General features: G+C 59.8%; 14 protein-coding genes and 1 pseudogene. 7 read left to right on the forward strand and 8 right to left on the reverse strand.

Going from position 1 to position 13,557, the window contains the following annotated elements:
• Positions 1-64: 64 nt before the first annotated feature.
• Positions 65-718 (reverse strand): annotated as a pseudogene (locus tag ACRXB1_RS15945) (AMIN domain-containing protein); the annotation flags it as partial.
• Positions 700-1,251, reverse strand: coding sequence for a tRNA (adenosine(37)-N6)-threonylcarbamoyltransferase complex ATPase subunit type 1 TsaE (tsaE, locus tag ACRXB1_RS15950; protein WP_449492521.1), 552 nt, complete (start codon positions 1,249-1,251; stop codon positions 700-702). The pseudogene ACRXB1_RS15945 and the gene tsaE, both read right to left, overlap by 19 nt.
• A 17-nt stretch (positions 1,252-1,268) precedes the next feature.
• On the opposite strand from tsaE, the gene queG reads away from it, so the two are divergent.
• Together queG and xerD are read left to right on the forward strand one after the other, a co-directional pair.
• Positions 1,269-2,513 (forward strand): tRNA epoxyqueuosine(34) reductase QueG, encoded by a 1,245-nt coding sequence (gene queG, locus ACRXB1_RS15955; RefSeq protein ID WP_449492522.1) that lies wholly within the window; start codon positions 1,269-1,271, stop codon positions 2,511-2,513.
• A gap of 23 nt (positions 2,514-2,536) precedes the next feature.
• Complete coding sequence (xerD, locus tag ACRXB1_RS15960) at positions 2,537-3,460, forward strand: site-specific tyrosine recombinase XerD (RefSeq protein ID WP_086381036.1); 924 nt, start codon at positions 2,537-2,539, stop codon at positions 3,458-3,460.
• 15 nt (positions 3,461-3,475) lie between these two features.
• On the opposite strand, the gene ACRXB1_RS15965 is transcribed toward xerD, so the two are convergent.
• On the reverse strand, positions 3,476-4,996 hold the full coding sequence (locus ACRXB1_RS15965) for a class I adenylate-forming enzyme family protein (protein WP_449492523.1): 1,521 nt from the start codon (positions 4,994-4,996) through the stop codon (positions 3,476-3,478).
• A 1-nt stretch (position 4,997) separates the two neighbouring features.
• Complete coding sequence (locus ACRXB1_RS15970) at positions 4,998-6,149, reverse strand: acyl-CoA dehydrogenase family protein (protein WP_449492524.1); 1,152 nt, start codon at positions 6,147-6,149, stop codon at positions 4,998-5,000.
• 126 nt (positions 6,150-6,275) lie between these two features.
• Between ACRXB1_RS15970 and ybaK the strand changes: the two genes are divergently transcribed.
• Both ybaK and plsY read left to right on the forward strand, forming a co-directional pair.
• Positions 6,276-6,767 (forward strand): Cys-tRNA(Pro) deacylase, encoded by a 492-nt coding sequence (ybaK, locus tag ACRXB1_RS15975; protein WP_449492525.1) that lies wholly within the window; start codon positions 6,276-6,278, stop codon positions 6,765-6,767.
• 51 nt (positions 6,768-6,818) lie between these two features.
• Positions 6,819-7,442 carry a glycerol-3-phosphate 1-O-acyltransferase PlsY gene (plsY, locus tag ACRXB1_RS15980; protein WP_062000213.1) on the forward strand — a complete coding sequence of 208 codons (624 nt, stop codon included), beginning with the start codon at positions 6,819-6,821 and terminating at the stop codon, positions 7,440-7,442.
• Positions 7,443-7,519: 77 nt separating this feature from the next.
• Here plsY and ACRXB1_RS15985 read toward each other — a convergent pair whose 3' ends face one another.
• On the reverse strand, positions 7,520-8,005 hold the full coding sequence (locus ACRXB1_RS15985; protein ID WP_062167836.1) for a YajQ family cyclic di-GMP-binding protein: 486 nt from the start codon (positions 8,003-8,005) through the stop codon (positions 7,520-7,522).
• Between the two features lie 125 nt (positions 8,006-8,130).
• Here ACRXB1_RS15985 and murB point away from each other — a divergent pair, with 125 nt between their 5' ends.
• Positions 8,131-9,150, forward strand: a complete 1,020-nt coding sequence (murB, locus tag ACRXB1_RS15990) for a UDP-N-acetylmuramate dehydrogenase (RefSeq protein ID WP_449492526.1) — start codon at positions 8,131-8,133, stop codon at positions 9,148-9,150.
• A 63-nt stretch (positions 9,151-9,213) separates the two neighbouring features.
• Here the strand turns inward: murB and ACRXB1_RS15995 are convergent, their stop codons facing one another.
• Together ACRXB1_RS15995 and argF are read right to left on the reverse strand one after the other, a co-directional pair.
• Entirely contained in the window at positions 9,214-10,443 is a 1,230-nt protein-coding gene (locus ACRXB1_RS15995; RefSeq protein WP_449492527.1) for an argininosuccinate synthase, read from the reverse strand.
• 111 nt (positions 10,444-10,554) lie between these two features.
• Positions 10,555-11,484 carry an ornithine carbamoyltransferase gene (gene argF, locus ACRXB1_RS16000; RefSeq protein WP_449492528.1) on the reverse strand — a complete coding sequence of 310 codons (930 nt, stop codon included), beginning with the start codon at positions 11,482-11,484 and terminating at the stop codon, positions 10,555-10,557.
• Positions 11,485-12,050: 566 nt separating this feature from the next.
• Here argF and ACRXB1_RS16005 point away from each other — a divergent pair.
• Positions 12,051-12,380: a DUF3579 domain-containing protein gene (locus ACRXB1_RS16005; protein WP_062167829.1), complete on the forward strand. Its 330-nt coding sequence runs from the start codon at positions 12,051-12,053 to the stop codon at positions 12,378-12,380.
• 169 nt (positions 12,381-12,549) lie between these two features.
• Here the strand turns inward: ACRXB1_RS16005 and rpsT are convergent, their stop codons facing one another.
• On the reverse strand, positions 12,550-12,825 hold the full coding sequence (gene rpsT, locus ACRXB1_RS16010; protein ID WP_047845158.1) for a 30S ribosomal protein S20: 276 nt from the start codon (positions 12,823-12,825) through the stop codon (positions 12,550-12,552).
• Positions 12,826-13,225: 400 nt separating this feature from the next.
• Here rpsT and ACRXB1_RS16015 point away from each other — a divergent pair.
• On the forward strand, positions 13,226-13,557 hold a 332-nt coding region (locus ACRXB1_RS16015), incomplete at its 3' end, for a lipid II flippase MurJ (protein WP_449492529.1).

Here is a 13,557-nt window from a genome sequence, read left to right on the forward strand (position 1 = left end):
TTTTCGAACACGGCGAACATCATCGGCTTGTTCGGGTTGTTTGCGATCGGCGAAAGTCATTGGCCTGCGCGTACTTCTGGAAAAACTCGTCGGTGTTGTCCGGCGCGTTTGATTTGGGCGCCGTTGCCGGACCGCTCAGCGTAGCGGGCGGCTGAGTTGGATTCGGGTTGCTCTGGTCGATAGCCTGCTGCTTGTGCTCGGACTGCGCGAGCAGATCCATCAGCGGATCGGGCGCGACAGCCGGATACAAATCGAAGACCAGCCGATACTTATAGCTGCCAATAGGCGTCAGCGTGAACACCTGCGGTTTCACCGCGCCCTTCAGGTCGAACACCATGCGCACGACATGCGGCTGATATTGCCCGATACGCACCGACTGGATCTGCGGATCGTTCGGCGTGATCTTCGAGACCAGGTCTTTCAGTTCCTGATCGAGATCCAGGCCGTTCAGGTCGACCACGAGCCGGTCCGGCCCCTGCAGCAATTGCTGATTGTTTTGCAGCGGTTGATCCGACTCGATCGTCACGCGGGTGTAATCGCGAGCGGGCCACACGCGCACGCCGAGCACCGAACTCGCGTATGCGAGCTTTGGCCCAAGCAATGCAAGCGCAATGGTCGATGCCCCTGCGCGCAGCACCTGGCGCCGACGCCAGCTGTGCGACGCGGTGGCGGTCGATTCGATCGAATGAAACGGCTTGATCAACAACTTTCGAGACATGACTTTCCTGTTTCGCTAAACGCGCGCGCGGTCAGCACGCGGCCTTCGCCTTCCTGTTCCAGCTCGAATTCGAGATCCGGCACACCCAGCAATCCGCCGGCGCGTTGCGGCCATTCGATCAGGCAGATCGCGCCCGAGTCGAAGTACTCGCGAAAGCCGGCATCGATCCATTCGGCTGGATCGGTGAAGCGATAAAGATCGAAGTGATAAAGCTCCAGCGCGCCCGTTTGCGTTGTTTGCGTGGCAAGCGAGTACGGTTCGACGAGCGTGTAAGTTGGACTGCGCACGCGGCCCGCGTGACCGAGTGCGCGCAACGTTGCGCGCACCAGCGTGGTTTTTCCGGCACCCAGGTCGCCGATCAACTGGACCTGCAAACCGGGAAAACGTTCGCCGCTCGTGCTGAGCAACGCGAGAATCGCCCGTGCGAATTGTCCGCCGAACGCAAGCGTTGCGTCCTCGCCGGGCAGGTCGAAGCGGCGTTCGAGGAGCGCGGCGGGCAGATTTGCAATCGATCGAGTGAGGCTGTCGGGCATTCTCGTAAAATGTCGTGATGAACCGTTTGCCGGAACACCCTGTGGAACACGAGCGCACGTCGGACGACGCCGCCGAAAACCCGCGCCACTTCAGAATTGATGACAAAGCTGCGCTGGCTGAACTCGCGCTGCGCATCAAGGCGTGGGGGCGCGAGTTGGGGTTCGGTGCGGTCGGCGTCAGCGACGCCGACTTGACGGATGCCGAAGAAGGCCTCGCATCGTGGCTCGAAGCAGGCTATCACGGCGAGATGGATTATATGGCCAAACATGCGATGAAACGCGCAAGGCCGGCCGAGCTTGTGGCCGGTACGCGACGTGTTATTACAGTTCGGATGGCCTATCTGCCGGCATCGACACTCGATGGCAAGGCGCGCGAAAGTACCTCGACAGCCGGTGCGGAGCCGCTCGACTGGCGCGCTGCCGAGTGGGCGCGTATCGATGATCCGGCCGCGGCTGTCGTGTCCGTTTATGCCCGCGGCCGCGATTATCACAAGGTCATGCGCAGCCGTTTGCAGCATCTGGCGGATCGAATCGAAGCGGAAATCGGGCCGTTCGGGTACCGCGTATTCACGGATTCCGCACCGGTTCTGGAGGTTGAGCTGGCGCAGAAAGCCGGGAACGGCTGGCGCGGCAAACACACGCTGCTGCTGCAACGTGACGTAGGGTCGCTGTTTTTTATCGGTGAGATTCTGGTCGATATTCCGCTTCCTGCCGACGCCGAGACCCACCCCGAACACGCGCCCGAGCACGAAGGTTCGCATTGCGGAAGCTGTACGAAGTGCATCGATGTATGTCCGACGCAGGCGATCATCGCGCCGTACAGGCTCGATGCGCGGCGCTGCATTTCGTATCTCACCATCGAATTGAAGGGCAGTATTCCGGAGGAGATGCGGCCGCTGATCGGCAATCGGGTCTATGGTTGCGACGATTGTCAGCTCGTGTGTCCGTGGAACAAATTCGCGCAGGCCGCGCCCGTCGCGGATTTCGATGTTCGGCATGGGCTCGATCGCGCGTCGCTCGTGACGCTGTTCCGCTGGAGCGCAGCCGAATTCGATGAGCGCATGCAAGGCAGCGCGATTCGCCGTATTGGCCATGAACGATGGCTGCGCAATATTGCCGTGGGCATGGGCAACGCGTTACGCTCCACGTCGCTCGATGCGGATTCGCGCTCGGAAATACGCAACGCGTTGCATGCCCGCGCCGACGATGCATCGGAGCTCGTGCGCGAACACGTGCAATGGGCGCTACGGCAGGCAGCATGACGCAACGCTTAAAGGAAGCATCAATGGACGTGACCGAGGTGGAACGAGCGCAGGAAATGGTGTCGAGCAGCGCGTCCATCGACCTCTTTTGCGATGCGCTCTGGCTCGAACACGGGCTGGCCAAGAACTCGCTGGAAGCCTACCGGCGCGACCTGAGGTTGTTTGCCGAGTGGTTATCGAAGACGCGCGGCGGTGATATCGATACCGCCACCGAAATCGACATGAACGGCTACCTTGCCGCGCGACGTGCAGACAAGGCGACATCGGCGAATCGCCGCCTGTCCGTATTCCGCCGATACTACGCGTGGGCGCTGCGTGAACATCGCGCGCTGGCCGACCCCACCCTGAAGCTGCGCTCCGCCAAACAGGCGCCGCGTTTTCCGAAAACGCTGAACGAGGCGCAAGTCGAAGCCCTGCTGAATGCGCCCGACGTGGAAACCGCGCTCGGCTTGCGCGATCGCACGATGCTCGAACTCATGTACGCAAGCGGATTGCGCGTGACCGAACTCGTGACCTTGAAGACCGTTGAAGTCGGCTTGAACGAAGGTGTGGTGCGCGTGATGGGCAAGGGGTCGAAAGAGCGCCTGATCCCGTTCGGCGCGGTGGCTCATGACTGGATCGAGCGGTATTTGCGGGAATCGCGTCCGGCGCTGCTCGGCGCCCGCGCCGCCGATGCGCTGTTCGTGACCACGCGCGGCGAAGGCATGACGCGTCAGCAATTCTGGAACATCATCAAGCGCCACGCACTGACTGGCGACGTCCGCGCGCCGCTTTCGCCGCATACCTTGCGGCACGCGTTCGCCACGCATTTGCTGAATCACGGCGCGGACTTGCGCGTGGTGCAGTTGCTGCTCGGGCATACGGATATCTCGACCACGCAGATCTACACGCACGTCGCGCGTGAACGCTTGAGGACGCTACACAAGGAGCATCATCCGCGGGGTTGATGTTTCACTTAAGAGCTAAAGCTCATCCCTGAGCTTGTGCTTCAACACCTTTCCCGTCGATGCCGCCGGCAACGCCGCGAGCACGCGGATCTCCGCCGGACGCTTATAAGGCGCAAGCCGCGCGGCGCACCACTCGACAATGTCATCGGGCAGCGCATGCACCGACGGCAGCAATTCAACGAACGCGACCACTTCCTCGTTGCCTTCGACCGTTCGCCCGATCACCGCCGACTGCAGCACGCCAGGATGGGCATTCAGCACGTTCTCGACTTCCGCCGGATACACGTTGAAGCCCGAGCGGATGATCAGCTCCTTGCTCCTCCCCGCAATGACCAGCGCGCCATCCGCCTCCAGCCGCGTGAGATCGCCAGTTCGAAGCCAGCCGTCTTCGGTGACCGTCACGCGCGTCTGGGCATCGTTGCGGTAATAGCCGAGCATCACGTTCGGTCCTCGCACCCACAATTCGCCGACTTCGCCCGACGGCACATCGACGCCGTCCATCCCGACAAAACGCAGTTCGATGCCCGGTATCGGATGTCCGGCCGCGCAGTCTTCGCGCGGCGCATCGAGCATGGTCTGCGCAATGGTCGGGCTGCTTTCCGTCATGCCGTAGCCGTTGTGCAGCGGTACTTTGTAAAGCGCTTCGACGCGCGCTTTCAACGCGGGATCGAGTGGAGAGCCGCCCGAATAGGCAAAGCGCAACGCGGGTGCGCGCCAGGGTTGATTGCTTGTCTGCACGTGCTCGACCAGCTTCGCGTGCATGGCCGGCACGCCCTGAAAGATCGAGATGTTTTCTTCGGCCAGCGCGTGGCGCACGGCATCGGGCGCGAAGCGCGGCGCAAGCCTCAGCGTGGCGCCTGCATACAGGCTACCAAGACACACCGACGCCAGTCCGTAGACGTGCGTGATCGGCAACACGGCATAGACCACGTCCTCGTGCGTCACGCGCCGCAACGTGCTGGAAATCGCCGCGATGAACAGCACATTGCGATGCGAAAGCATCACGCCTTTTGGCGCACCCGTCGTGCCCGTGGTGTAGATCAGCGCGGCGCATTGACGAGCAGGATCGGCGTGAACGGGTTCAGGCGTGACTGACGCGTCCACGACGAAGTGCCAAGCATCAGCGCCTGACGCGGCATTCAATCGTTCAGCATGATTCGCCGCGTCCTTCGATGCCTCCACGGTGAACGCCACCACGCGCGGTTTAGCGTGATCGCGAATGGCATCGACTTCACTTGCAGAAAGTCGCGCGTTGGTCAGCACACACCATGCGTCGAGTTTCGCCGCCGCGAACATCAGTACGACCTGCGCGATACAGTTTTCACTCACGATCATCACGCGATCGCCGCCTTTCACACCAAGTTCGGCGAGCTGGCGAGCGGTTTTATCAACGGCTTGCAGCAACTCCGCCGCGTTCAGACGCCGCCCGTCCTCGATCAGCACGACGTGTTGCGGGTCCCGCGCAGCGAGACGTTCGGGGATGTCCGAAATGCGCCTGGGCAGCGCGCGAAGCAATGCATCGACATCGATATCCATCTCAAATCTCCGTGCCGCGCATCAAACCGCGCGCGATGATGACCTGCTGAATCTGCGACGTGCCTTCGTAAAGCCGGAACAATCGCACATCGCGATAAAACCGCTCGATCCCGTACTCCGAGATGTATCCCGCGCCGCCGTGAATCTGCACCGCGCGATCCGCTACGCGCCCGCACATTTCGGTCGCAAAGTATTTTGCGCACGACGCTTCCACCGATACGTCGCGGCCTTCGTCACGGCGGCGAGCGGCGTCGAGCACCATGCATTCGGCCGCGTAGATCTCGGTCTTGCTGTCGGCGAGCATGCCCTGGACGAGCTGGAATTCGACAATCGGCTGGCCGAACTGCTTGCGCTCGGTTGCGTAGGCGAGAGCGTCGCGCAGCATCCGTTTCGCCGCACCGATTGCCACGGCGGCGATGTGCAAACGGCCCTTGTCCAGCACTTTCATGGCCGTCTTGAAGCCGACGCCTTCAACGCCGCCAATTAATTGCCCAGCCGGGATACGGCAATTTTCGAAGATCACGTCGCTTGTATGTGCGCCGCGCTGGCCCATCTTTTTATCGGGCCTTCCAAGCGACAAGCCCGGCGATTCGCGCTCCACGATAAACGCCGAGATGCCGCTCGCGCCTTTCGCGTCGCTCGTGCGCGCCATGACGGTATAAATGCCGGCCTCCGGCGCATTCGTGATGTAGCGCTTCGTGCCGTTCAGCACGTAATAATCGCCGTCCTTTTTTGCGGTGGTTTTCAGCGATGCCGCGTCCGATCCCGAATCCGGCTCTGTCAGGCAAAACGAGCCGATCAAGTCGCCCGCGGCGAGCTTCGGCAGATAGTGACGCTTCTGCTCCTCGCTGCCATCGAGCAGGATGCCGATGGAACCAATCCCGTTGTTCGTCCCGATCACCGACCTGAATGCCGGGGATGTCTGGCCGAGTTCGAACGCGACGCGCACTTCTTCCTCCATGGTGAGGCCGAGGCCGCCGTAGGCTTCGGGAATCGTCAAGCCGAACAGGCCGATCTCGCGCATGGCGGCGAGGACATCGGTGGGAATCTGGTCGGTTTCATCGACCTCGGCTTCGCGCGGCACGAGCGTCTCGCCCACAAAACGGCGGATAGCGTCCTCGAGCAGCGTCTGGGTTTCTGAATCGCGAATCACGTTTTGAATCTCCAGGTGATGCAGGTCTGATCGATATTTCCGAACGATCGTGCCACAGTAAATCGGCTCGCACAATTGGCCGTTTGGCCGATGGTGGCGCCGCTTTCGCGCCGCTACAATGCCGACATGTCCAAGGTAAAACACATTTCGGAAACGCCGGCGACGCAGTTTTTGCGCCGGCACAAAGTCGAGTTCGGCGAGCATCCTTATGAATATGTCGAGCATGGCGGAACAGAGGAATCGGCCCGTCAGCTCGGTGTAGACGAGCATTCGGTCGTCAAGACGCTCGTGATGGAAGACGAGCACGCGAAGCCGTTGATCGTGCTCATGCATGGCGACAAAACCGTCTCGACCAAGAACCTCGCGCGGCAGATCGGAGCCAAGCGCGTCGAGCCGTGCAAGCCTGAAGTGGCGAACCGGCATTCGGGTTTTCTGATTGGCGGCACTTCGCCATTTGGTACCCGAAAGGCGATGCCCGTGTACGTTGAGTCCAGCATTTTCGATCTCGGCACAATTTATCTGAACGGCGGGCGGCGCGGGTATCTGGTGAGTATCAGGCCGCAGATCCTGACCGAGTTGTTGAAGGCCACGCCCGTGAATTGCGCGAGCGTCGATTAGAATGCGCGTCTTGAAATCCCGCTTTCCGTTTCCGAAGACAAGAAGAAATCAATGAACAATGTGATTGTCGCTGTGGTGGCTTACCTGATCGGCTCGATCTCGTTTGCGGTCGTCGTGAGTTCGGCCATGGGTCTTGCCGATCCGCGTTCGTACGGCTCAGGCAATCCGGGCGCGACGAACGTCCTGCGCACGGGCAACAAGCTGGCCGCGGTTCTGACACTGCTTGGCGATGCCTTCAAAGGCTGGCTCGCCGTATGGCTCGTGGTGCATTTCGGCGCACGCTTCGGACTGGACTCAACGGCGATCGCGCTTGCGGCCATCGCCGTATTTCTCGGTCACCTGTACCCGATATTCTTCAAGTTCCAGGGCGGCAAGGGCGTTGCAACGGCGGCGGGCGTGTTGCTCGCAATTCATCCGGTGCTCGGGCTGGCTACGTTGCTGACGTGGGTGATCATTGCGGTGTTCTTCCGGTATTCGTCACTGGCCGCGTTGGTATCGGCGGTATTCGCACCCTTCTTCGATGTGTTCCTGTTTGGTCCGAGCCGGATATCGCTCGCCGTCGCCGCCATGAGCGCGCTTTTGATCTGGCGGCATCGCGCGAATATCAAGAAGTTGCTCGACGGAAAGGAAAGCCGCATCGGGCAGAAGAAGGCGGCGGTTCAAACGCCTCAATAGAGGCCGCGCTAAAACAAGAAAGCCGCCTGAAAGGCGGCTTTCTTTCTCTACGCGTCAAGCTTTGCGAAACCGGTCCATCAGTCCCGGAAGTTATTGAAGTCCAGCGGCGCGTCCGTCACGTCTTTCTTCAGCATGGCGATCGCGCTTTGCAGATCGTCGCGTTTCGTGCCGTTGATACGCACCGCGTCGCCCTGAATGCTGGCCTGGACCTTGATCTTGCTGTCCTTGACCATCTTGACGATCTTCTTTGCAAGGTCGCCGGTCACGCCTTTCTTGATCTCGACGACTTGCTTCAGCTTGTCGCCGCCGATCTTCTCGATCTTGCCGTAATCCAGGAATCGCACGTCCACATTGCGCTTTGCCAGCTTCGACAACATCACGTCCTTGACCTGGCCGAGCTTGAAATCATCGTCGGCAAAAAGCGTCAGGTCGCGATCCTTTTGCTCGATGCGCGAATCCGAACCCTTGAAGTCAAAGCGCGTGGAAATCTCCTTGTTCGACTGTTCGATGGCGTTTTTCACCTCGATCATGTTTGCTTCGCTGACGACGTCAAACGATGGCATTTGTATTCCCCTTCGTTGAGGCGAGGCGCCAGACTGCCTGCACGCACTCGCTATAATCACTAACCAACGTTATTCTACCGATGCCGTCCCGGTTTGCCCAAGACCACACCCTTAGTGCTGCCTCAATGCCCGAGTACGAACTCCTCTCCGACTACCCGCTGCTCGCGCACAACACCTTCGGTTTCGATGTCCGCGCCAGACTCGCGCTTCGGCTGACGAAAGAAGCACAGATTGCGGCGCTTGCTCACGACGAACGTCTAAAAGGCAAGGCACGTCTCGTTCTTGGCGGTGGCAGCAATGTGGTGCTGACGAACGATTTCGATGGCGTTGCATTGCTGATGGAATTGCGCGGCCGTCGAGTGATCGATCAAGACGACGAAGCGGTGTATGTCGAAGCCGCTGCAGGAGAAAACTGGCACGAATTCGTTGCATGGACCTTGTCGCAAGGCTTCCCGGGACTCGAAAACCTCGCGCTGATTCCCGGCACGGTGGGCGCGGCGCCGATCCAGAACATCGGCGCATATGGGCTGGAAATGGGCGAGCGCTTCGAACGCTTGCGGGCTATCGAGTTATCGACGGGCGAAACGCGCGAATTCGATCGCAACGCGTGCGCGTTCGGTTATCGCGACAGTTATTTCAAGCGGGAAGGGCGCGGTCGTTTTGTGATCGTTTCGGTGACGTTTCGTCTGCCGAAAAAGTGGACGCCGCGTGCGGAATACGCAGATATTGCGCGCGTGCTGGAAAGCGGCGCGTCGGACAATCCGCAAGCGATCTTCAATGCAGTCGTCGCCGTGCGTCAGGCGAAGCTGCCCGACTGGCGCGTGCTTGGAAACGCCGGAAGCTTTTTCAAGAACCCGGTGATCAGCGCGGCCGAGTTCGATGCGCTCAAGGCGCGCGAGCCGGAGCTCGTCTCGTACAAACAGCCGGACGGGCAATTCAAGCTGGCAGCGGGCTGGCTTATCGACCAATGCGGCTGGAAAGGCCGTTCAATCGGCGCGGCCGCCGTGCACGACCGGCAGGCGTTGGTACTGGTCAATCGCGGCGGGGCATCGGGCGCGCAAATCCTCGAACTCGCCGATGCGGTCAAACGCGACATCCACGCGCGTTTCGGCGTCGAGCTGGAAGCAGAACCGGTATGCCTTTGACGCGGCACTGATGCCCCATTAAAAAACCCGCCGAAGCGGGTTTTTTCACATTTTCGATACCGCTCAACCACCACGCTTGCGGCGCGCATTTTCCGCAATCCGCATCCGCAGCGCATTTAGCTTGATAAACCCGCCGGCATCGGCCTGATCGTAGGCGCCGCCGTCGTCATCGAACGTAGCGATGTTCTTGTCGAACAGCGTTTCCTTCGAATCACGCGCGACCACCGTCACACTGCCCTTGTAAAGCTTCACGCGCGCCCAGCCGTTCACCTTGTCCTGCGTGTGATCGATCAGCACTTGCAGCGCGCGACGCTCCGGGCTCCACCAGTAGCCGTTGTAAATCAGCGCGGCATAACGCGGCATCAGGTCGTCTTTCAGATGCGCGACTTCACGATCCAGCGTGATCGACTCGATCCCGCGGTGCGCCTTGAGCATGATCGTGCCGCCCGGCGTCTCGTAGCAACCGCGCGACTTCATGCCGACATAACGGTTCTCGACCAGATCCAGCCGGCCGATGCCATGCTTGCCGCCAATCGCGTTCAGTTCGGTGAGCATGTCCGCCGGCGACAAACGCTTGCCGTTCAACGCAACCGGATCACCCTTCTCGTATTCGATATCCAGATACTCCGGCTGGTCCGGCGCATCTTCCGGCGCGACCGTCCAGCGCCACATGTCGGCTTCGGCTTCGGCCTTCGGATCTTCCAGGTGACGGCCTTCGAATGAAATATGCAGCAGGTTTGCATCCATGGAGTAGGGCGCGCCACCTTGCTTATGCTTCATTTCGATAGGAATACCTGCCTTTTCCGCGTAAGCCAGCAGCTTTTCACGAGACAGCAGATCCCATTCACGCCACGGCGCGATCACCTTGATGCTTGGCTCGAGCGAGTAATAACCCAGTTCGAAACGCACCTGATCGTTACCCTTGCCGGTCGCGCCGTGCGAAACGGATTGCGCGCCCACGGCACGGGCGATCTCGATCTGACGTTTCGCGATCAGCGGACGTGCAATCGACGTTCCGAGCAGATATTCGCCTTCGTAGACCGTGTTGGCGCGGAACATCGGGAACACGAAGTCGCGGACGAATTCCTCACGCAGATCTTCAATGAAGATGTTGTCCTGCTTGATGCCGAGCTGCAGCGCTTTCTTGCGCGCCGGTTCGAGTTCTTCGCCCTGACCGATGTCAGCGGTGAACGTCACGACTTCGGCGTCGTAGTTGTCTTGCAACCACTTCAGGATGACGGAGGTATCGAGGCCGCCCGAGTAGGCGAGCACGACTTTTTTGATATCGCTCATGGTGAACTCGTATGGCTGGAAAACGGTGTGCGCCGGGCTTTCAGCGCGCGGAAAACCGCTATTTTGACACTAAATGGCGGTCATTCCGCATTTTCGGGACGATGCGGCGTTTCAATGATTGAGTTTGCCGAGCAGCAGATACTCCATCAATGCCTTCTGAACGTGCAGACGGTTTTCGGCTTCGCCCCAGACCACGCTTTGCGGACCGTCGATCACTTCGGCGCTCACTTCTTCCCCGCGATGGGCCGGCAGGCAATGCATGAAGAGCGCGTCCGGATTCGCGCGCGACATCATGTCTGCATCGACGCACCAGTCGGCGAACGCCTTCTTGCGCACTTCGTTCTCGGCTTCAAAACCCATGCTGGTCCAGACGTCCGTGGTGACCAGATCGGCGCCGGTGCAGGCGTCGTTCGGATCAGCGAACTCTTCGTAGAACGGCGCGCTTTCCGGCGCCACCAAGATCGGATCGAGTGAATAGCCGGGCGGAGTGGACAGGCGCAACTTGAAGCCAAGGATCTGCGCGGCCTCGATCCACGTGTACAGCATGTTGTTGGCATCGCCAACCCAGGCCACCGTTTTCCCCGCGATAGGACCACGCAATTCGTAGTACGTGAAGACGTCGGCGAGAACCTGGCATGGGTGATATTCGTTCGTCAGCCCGTTGATCACCGGCACGCGCGAGTTTTCGGCGAAGCGTTCGATGATGTGCTGGCCGAACGTGCGGATCATGATGATGTCGACCATGCGTGAGACGACCTGAGCCGCATCTTCGATAGGCTCGCCGCGGCCCAGTTGCGTATCACGTGTGCTGAGGAACACGGCATGGCCGCCGAGCTGGAATATGCCGGCTTCAAACGACAGCCGCGTACGCGTTGAATTCTTCTCGAAGATCATCGCCAGCGTTCGGTCGTGCAGCGGGTGATAGGTCTCGTAGCTCTTGAACTTGCGCTTCAGAATGCGTGCGCGTTCGAGCACGTAGTCATAGTCGTCGAGGGAGAAATCCTTGAACTGCAGATAGTGGCGAATTTTTTTTTCGGTCATGAAATGCGTACGGCGGCTTCAGCCGGCAATTGCGCCGGACGGCGCCGCCGTCGTGGTGGTATTGAATTTCAGCATAAAGGAAATTCTGCCGTTTGACGAGGTGGCCAAATAGCCGACGCGGTCCATCGTTGCCTGTCTTGCAGCCCGTCCAGCGCGGTTCAGCGGCTTTGTGTGCAGTGCGGAAAAAGGCCCTCTGCTGTATAATCGGCCTCGTTTCTCCGGCAGTCCTGACACCTGTCGACTGCTTTCAGTAGGGCTTCGAAGCGGCCTCACCTCGTCGCATTCTTGAGCGAGTGTATCCAGCGGGTTCGCGGACATGCTTTCGTGTTGCTGCCATCAGGAGGCCGCGAAGGAAGCTGAAATTGCGTCGAAAATAGGCTTGTCCTGGCTTATTGCACGCTCAGGCACCATTCGCGCCGGGCGTTAGGGTTGCACGTCGGAGTTCACGCGGGGCTTAACTGCAACAAGGGTCAGCGAGCCGGGCTTCGTTTCTGCTGGCTCAGCTTGCCAATCGTGCATGCGCGTTTGCCGGCGGTTTCCGCTGGTCGTCAAACAGGTATTCCTACATGGCCGAAACAACCCCAACCGAATACTTCATCCAGGGCGTCACGTCGAACGGCAAGACCTTTCGGCCGAGTGACTGGTCGGAGCGGCTTTGCGGCGTGATGTCGGGTTATGGTCCAAAAAAACGCGGGCCGAATGCCCGGCTGACATATTCCATCTATGTACGCCCCACCTTGCTTGGAAACGTGAAGACGGTGATCCTCGATTCGCGCTTGCGCGAGATCGAACCCATGGCCTTCGACTTCGTGATGAACTTTGCAAAGGACAATGACCTGCTGGTGACGGAAGCCTGCGAGCTGCCGCCGCATCACGGAACGCAGCAGCAAGGTTGACAGGGGGAGGGCTTCTTCAACGTTAAATACGTGTTGAGGCCGTTTGACAAGTACACGACAAAAAACCCGCCAAGGCGGGTTTTTTCATTGCTGCTTTTCTTGCTCTAGTCCCTCAGCGCAAAAAGCATGAGCCTGTCACGCCGGAGGCATGCAGGCCGCAACGCAATCCTTAAGCAGCAGGTGCTTGCAGACCCTTGATAGCTGCCGACAGACGGCTCTTATGGCGAGCAGCCTTGTTCTTGTGAACGATGCGCTTGTCCGCAATGATGTCGATGGTCTTGACCGACGTCTTGTAGATTTCCGCAGCCTTGGCCTGGTCGCCGGCGTCGATTGCCTTGCGAACTGCCTTGATGGCCGTGCGGAACTTCGAGCGCAGCGCCGAGTTGTGCGAGTTTGCTTTCGCGCTTTGACGGGCGCGCTTGCGAGCTTGTGCGGTATTTGCCATGACGGTTCCTTATCCTGTTCCAGCTATGTGTTTCAGCGCTTCCCGTTTAGCTTCCGGAGCGAGCCCAGCTCAATGCCGGCCCGGCTCCGCACAAGATAAAACGAGGTCAATCCGATGCGCTGTTTATGATCAAACTCCCGGGATCGATTGCCCGAAAGCGCAAAAACGTCGAAAGAAGACGCGAAACCGCAGTGCCTGGTAACTGCTTACCCATGCCGAAAGCGGATTCAGGAGCTTCGAAACCGGCGATTATAGCAACGAAATCATGGGACTGGCAAGCACGGCACGTTCTGCAGAAGGCACGCCCCAGCCTTGGACAGGCGACATCTGCCAGCGGACAGGCTGTACAAGATACCACCGCCGTTGCAAATTCTAACGATTCGGGAATTGTTGCGACGCGTTGTGTTCATGGTGCCGCCCGTATAATGAGCGCCCCATGAATCTAATCCGAGCCCTCCTGACGGTCAGCGGTTTCACGTTGCTTTCGCGTGTAACCGGCCTGATCCGCGAAACGCTGATCGCGCGAGCCTTTGGCGCCAGTCAATTCACCGACGCGTTCTACGTCGCCTTCCGCATCCCGAACCTGCTGCGGCGCCTATCCGCGGAAGGGGCGTTCTCGCAGGCCTTCGTGCCGATCCTCGCCGAGTTCAAGAACACCGAGGGCCACGATGCAACCAAGGCGCTCGTCGACGCCATGTCGACGGTGCTCGCCTGGGCGCTCGCGGTGCTGTA

Source organism: Caballeronia sp. M23-90 (genome assembly GCF_053574605.1).

Coding starts and splice junctions, on each gene's coding strand:
- tsaE (WP_449492521.1), bottom strand. CDS start 1,251: ATGCCCGACAGCCTCACTCGATCGATTGCAAATCTGCCCGCCGCGCTC.
- queG (WP_449492522.1), top strand. CDS start 1,269: ATGAACCGTTTGCCGGAACACCCTGTGGAACACGAGCGCACGTCGGAC.
- xerD (WP_086381036.1), top strand. CDS start 2,537: ATGGACGTGACCGAGGTGGAACGAGCGCAGGAAATGGTGTCGAGCAGC.
- ACRXB1_RS15965 (WP_449492523.1), bottom strand. CDS start 4,996: ATGGATATCGATGTCGATGCATTGCTTCGCGCGCTGCCCAGGCGCATT.
- ybaK (WP_449492525.1), top strand. CDS start 6,276: ATGTCCAAGGTAAAACACATTTCGGAAACGCCGGCGACGCAGTTTTTG.
- plsY (WP_062000213.1), top strand. CDS start 6,819: ATGAACAATGTGATTGTCGCTGTGGTGGCTTACCTGATCGGCTCGATC.
- ACRXB1_RS15985 (WP_062167836.1), bottom strand. CDS start 8,005: ATGCCATCGTTTGACGTCGTCAGCGAAGCAAACATGATCGAGGTGAAA.
- murB (WP_449492526.1), top strand. CDS start 8,131: ATGCCCGAGTACGAACTCCTCTCCGACTACCCGCTGCTCGCGCACAAC.
- ACRXB1_RS15995 (WP_449492527.1), bottom strand. CDS start 10,443: ATGAGCGATATCAAAAAAGTCGTGCTCGCCTACTCGGGCGGCCTCGAT.
- argF (WP_449492528.1), bottom strand. CDS start 11,484: ATGACCGAAAAAAAAATTCGCCACTATCTGCAGTTCAAGGATTTCTCC.
- ACRXB1_RS16005 (WP_062167829.1), top strand. CDS start 12,051: ATGGCCGAAACAACCCCAACCGAATACTTCATCCAGGGCGTCACGTCG.
- rpsT (WP_047845158.1), bottom strand. CDS start 12,825: ATGGCAAATACCGCACAAGCTCGCAAGCGCGCCCGTCAAAGCGCGAAA.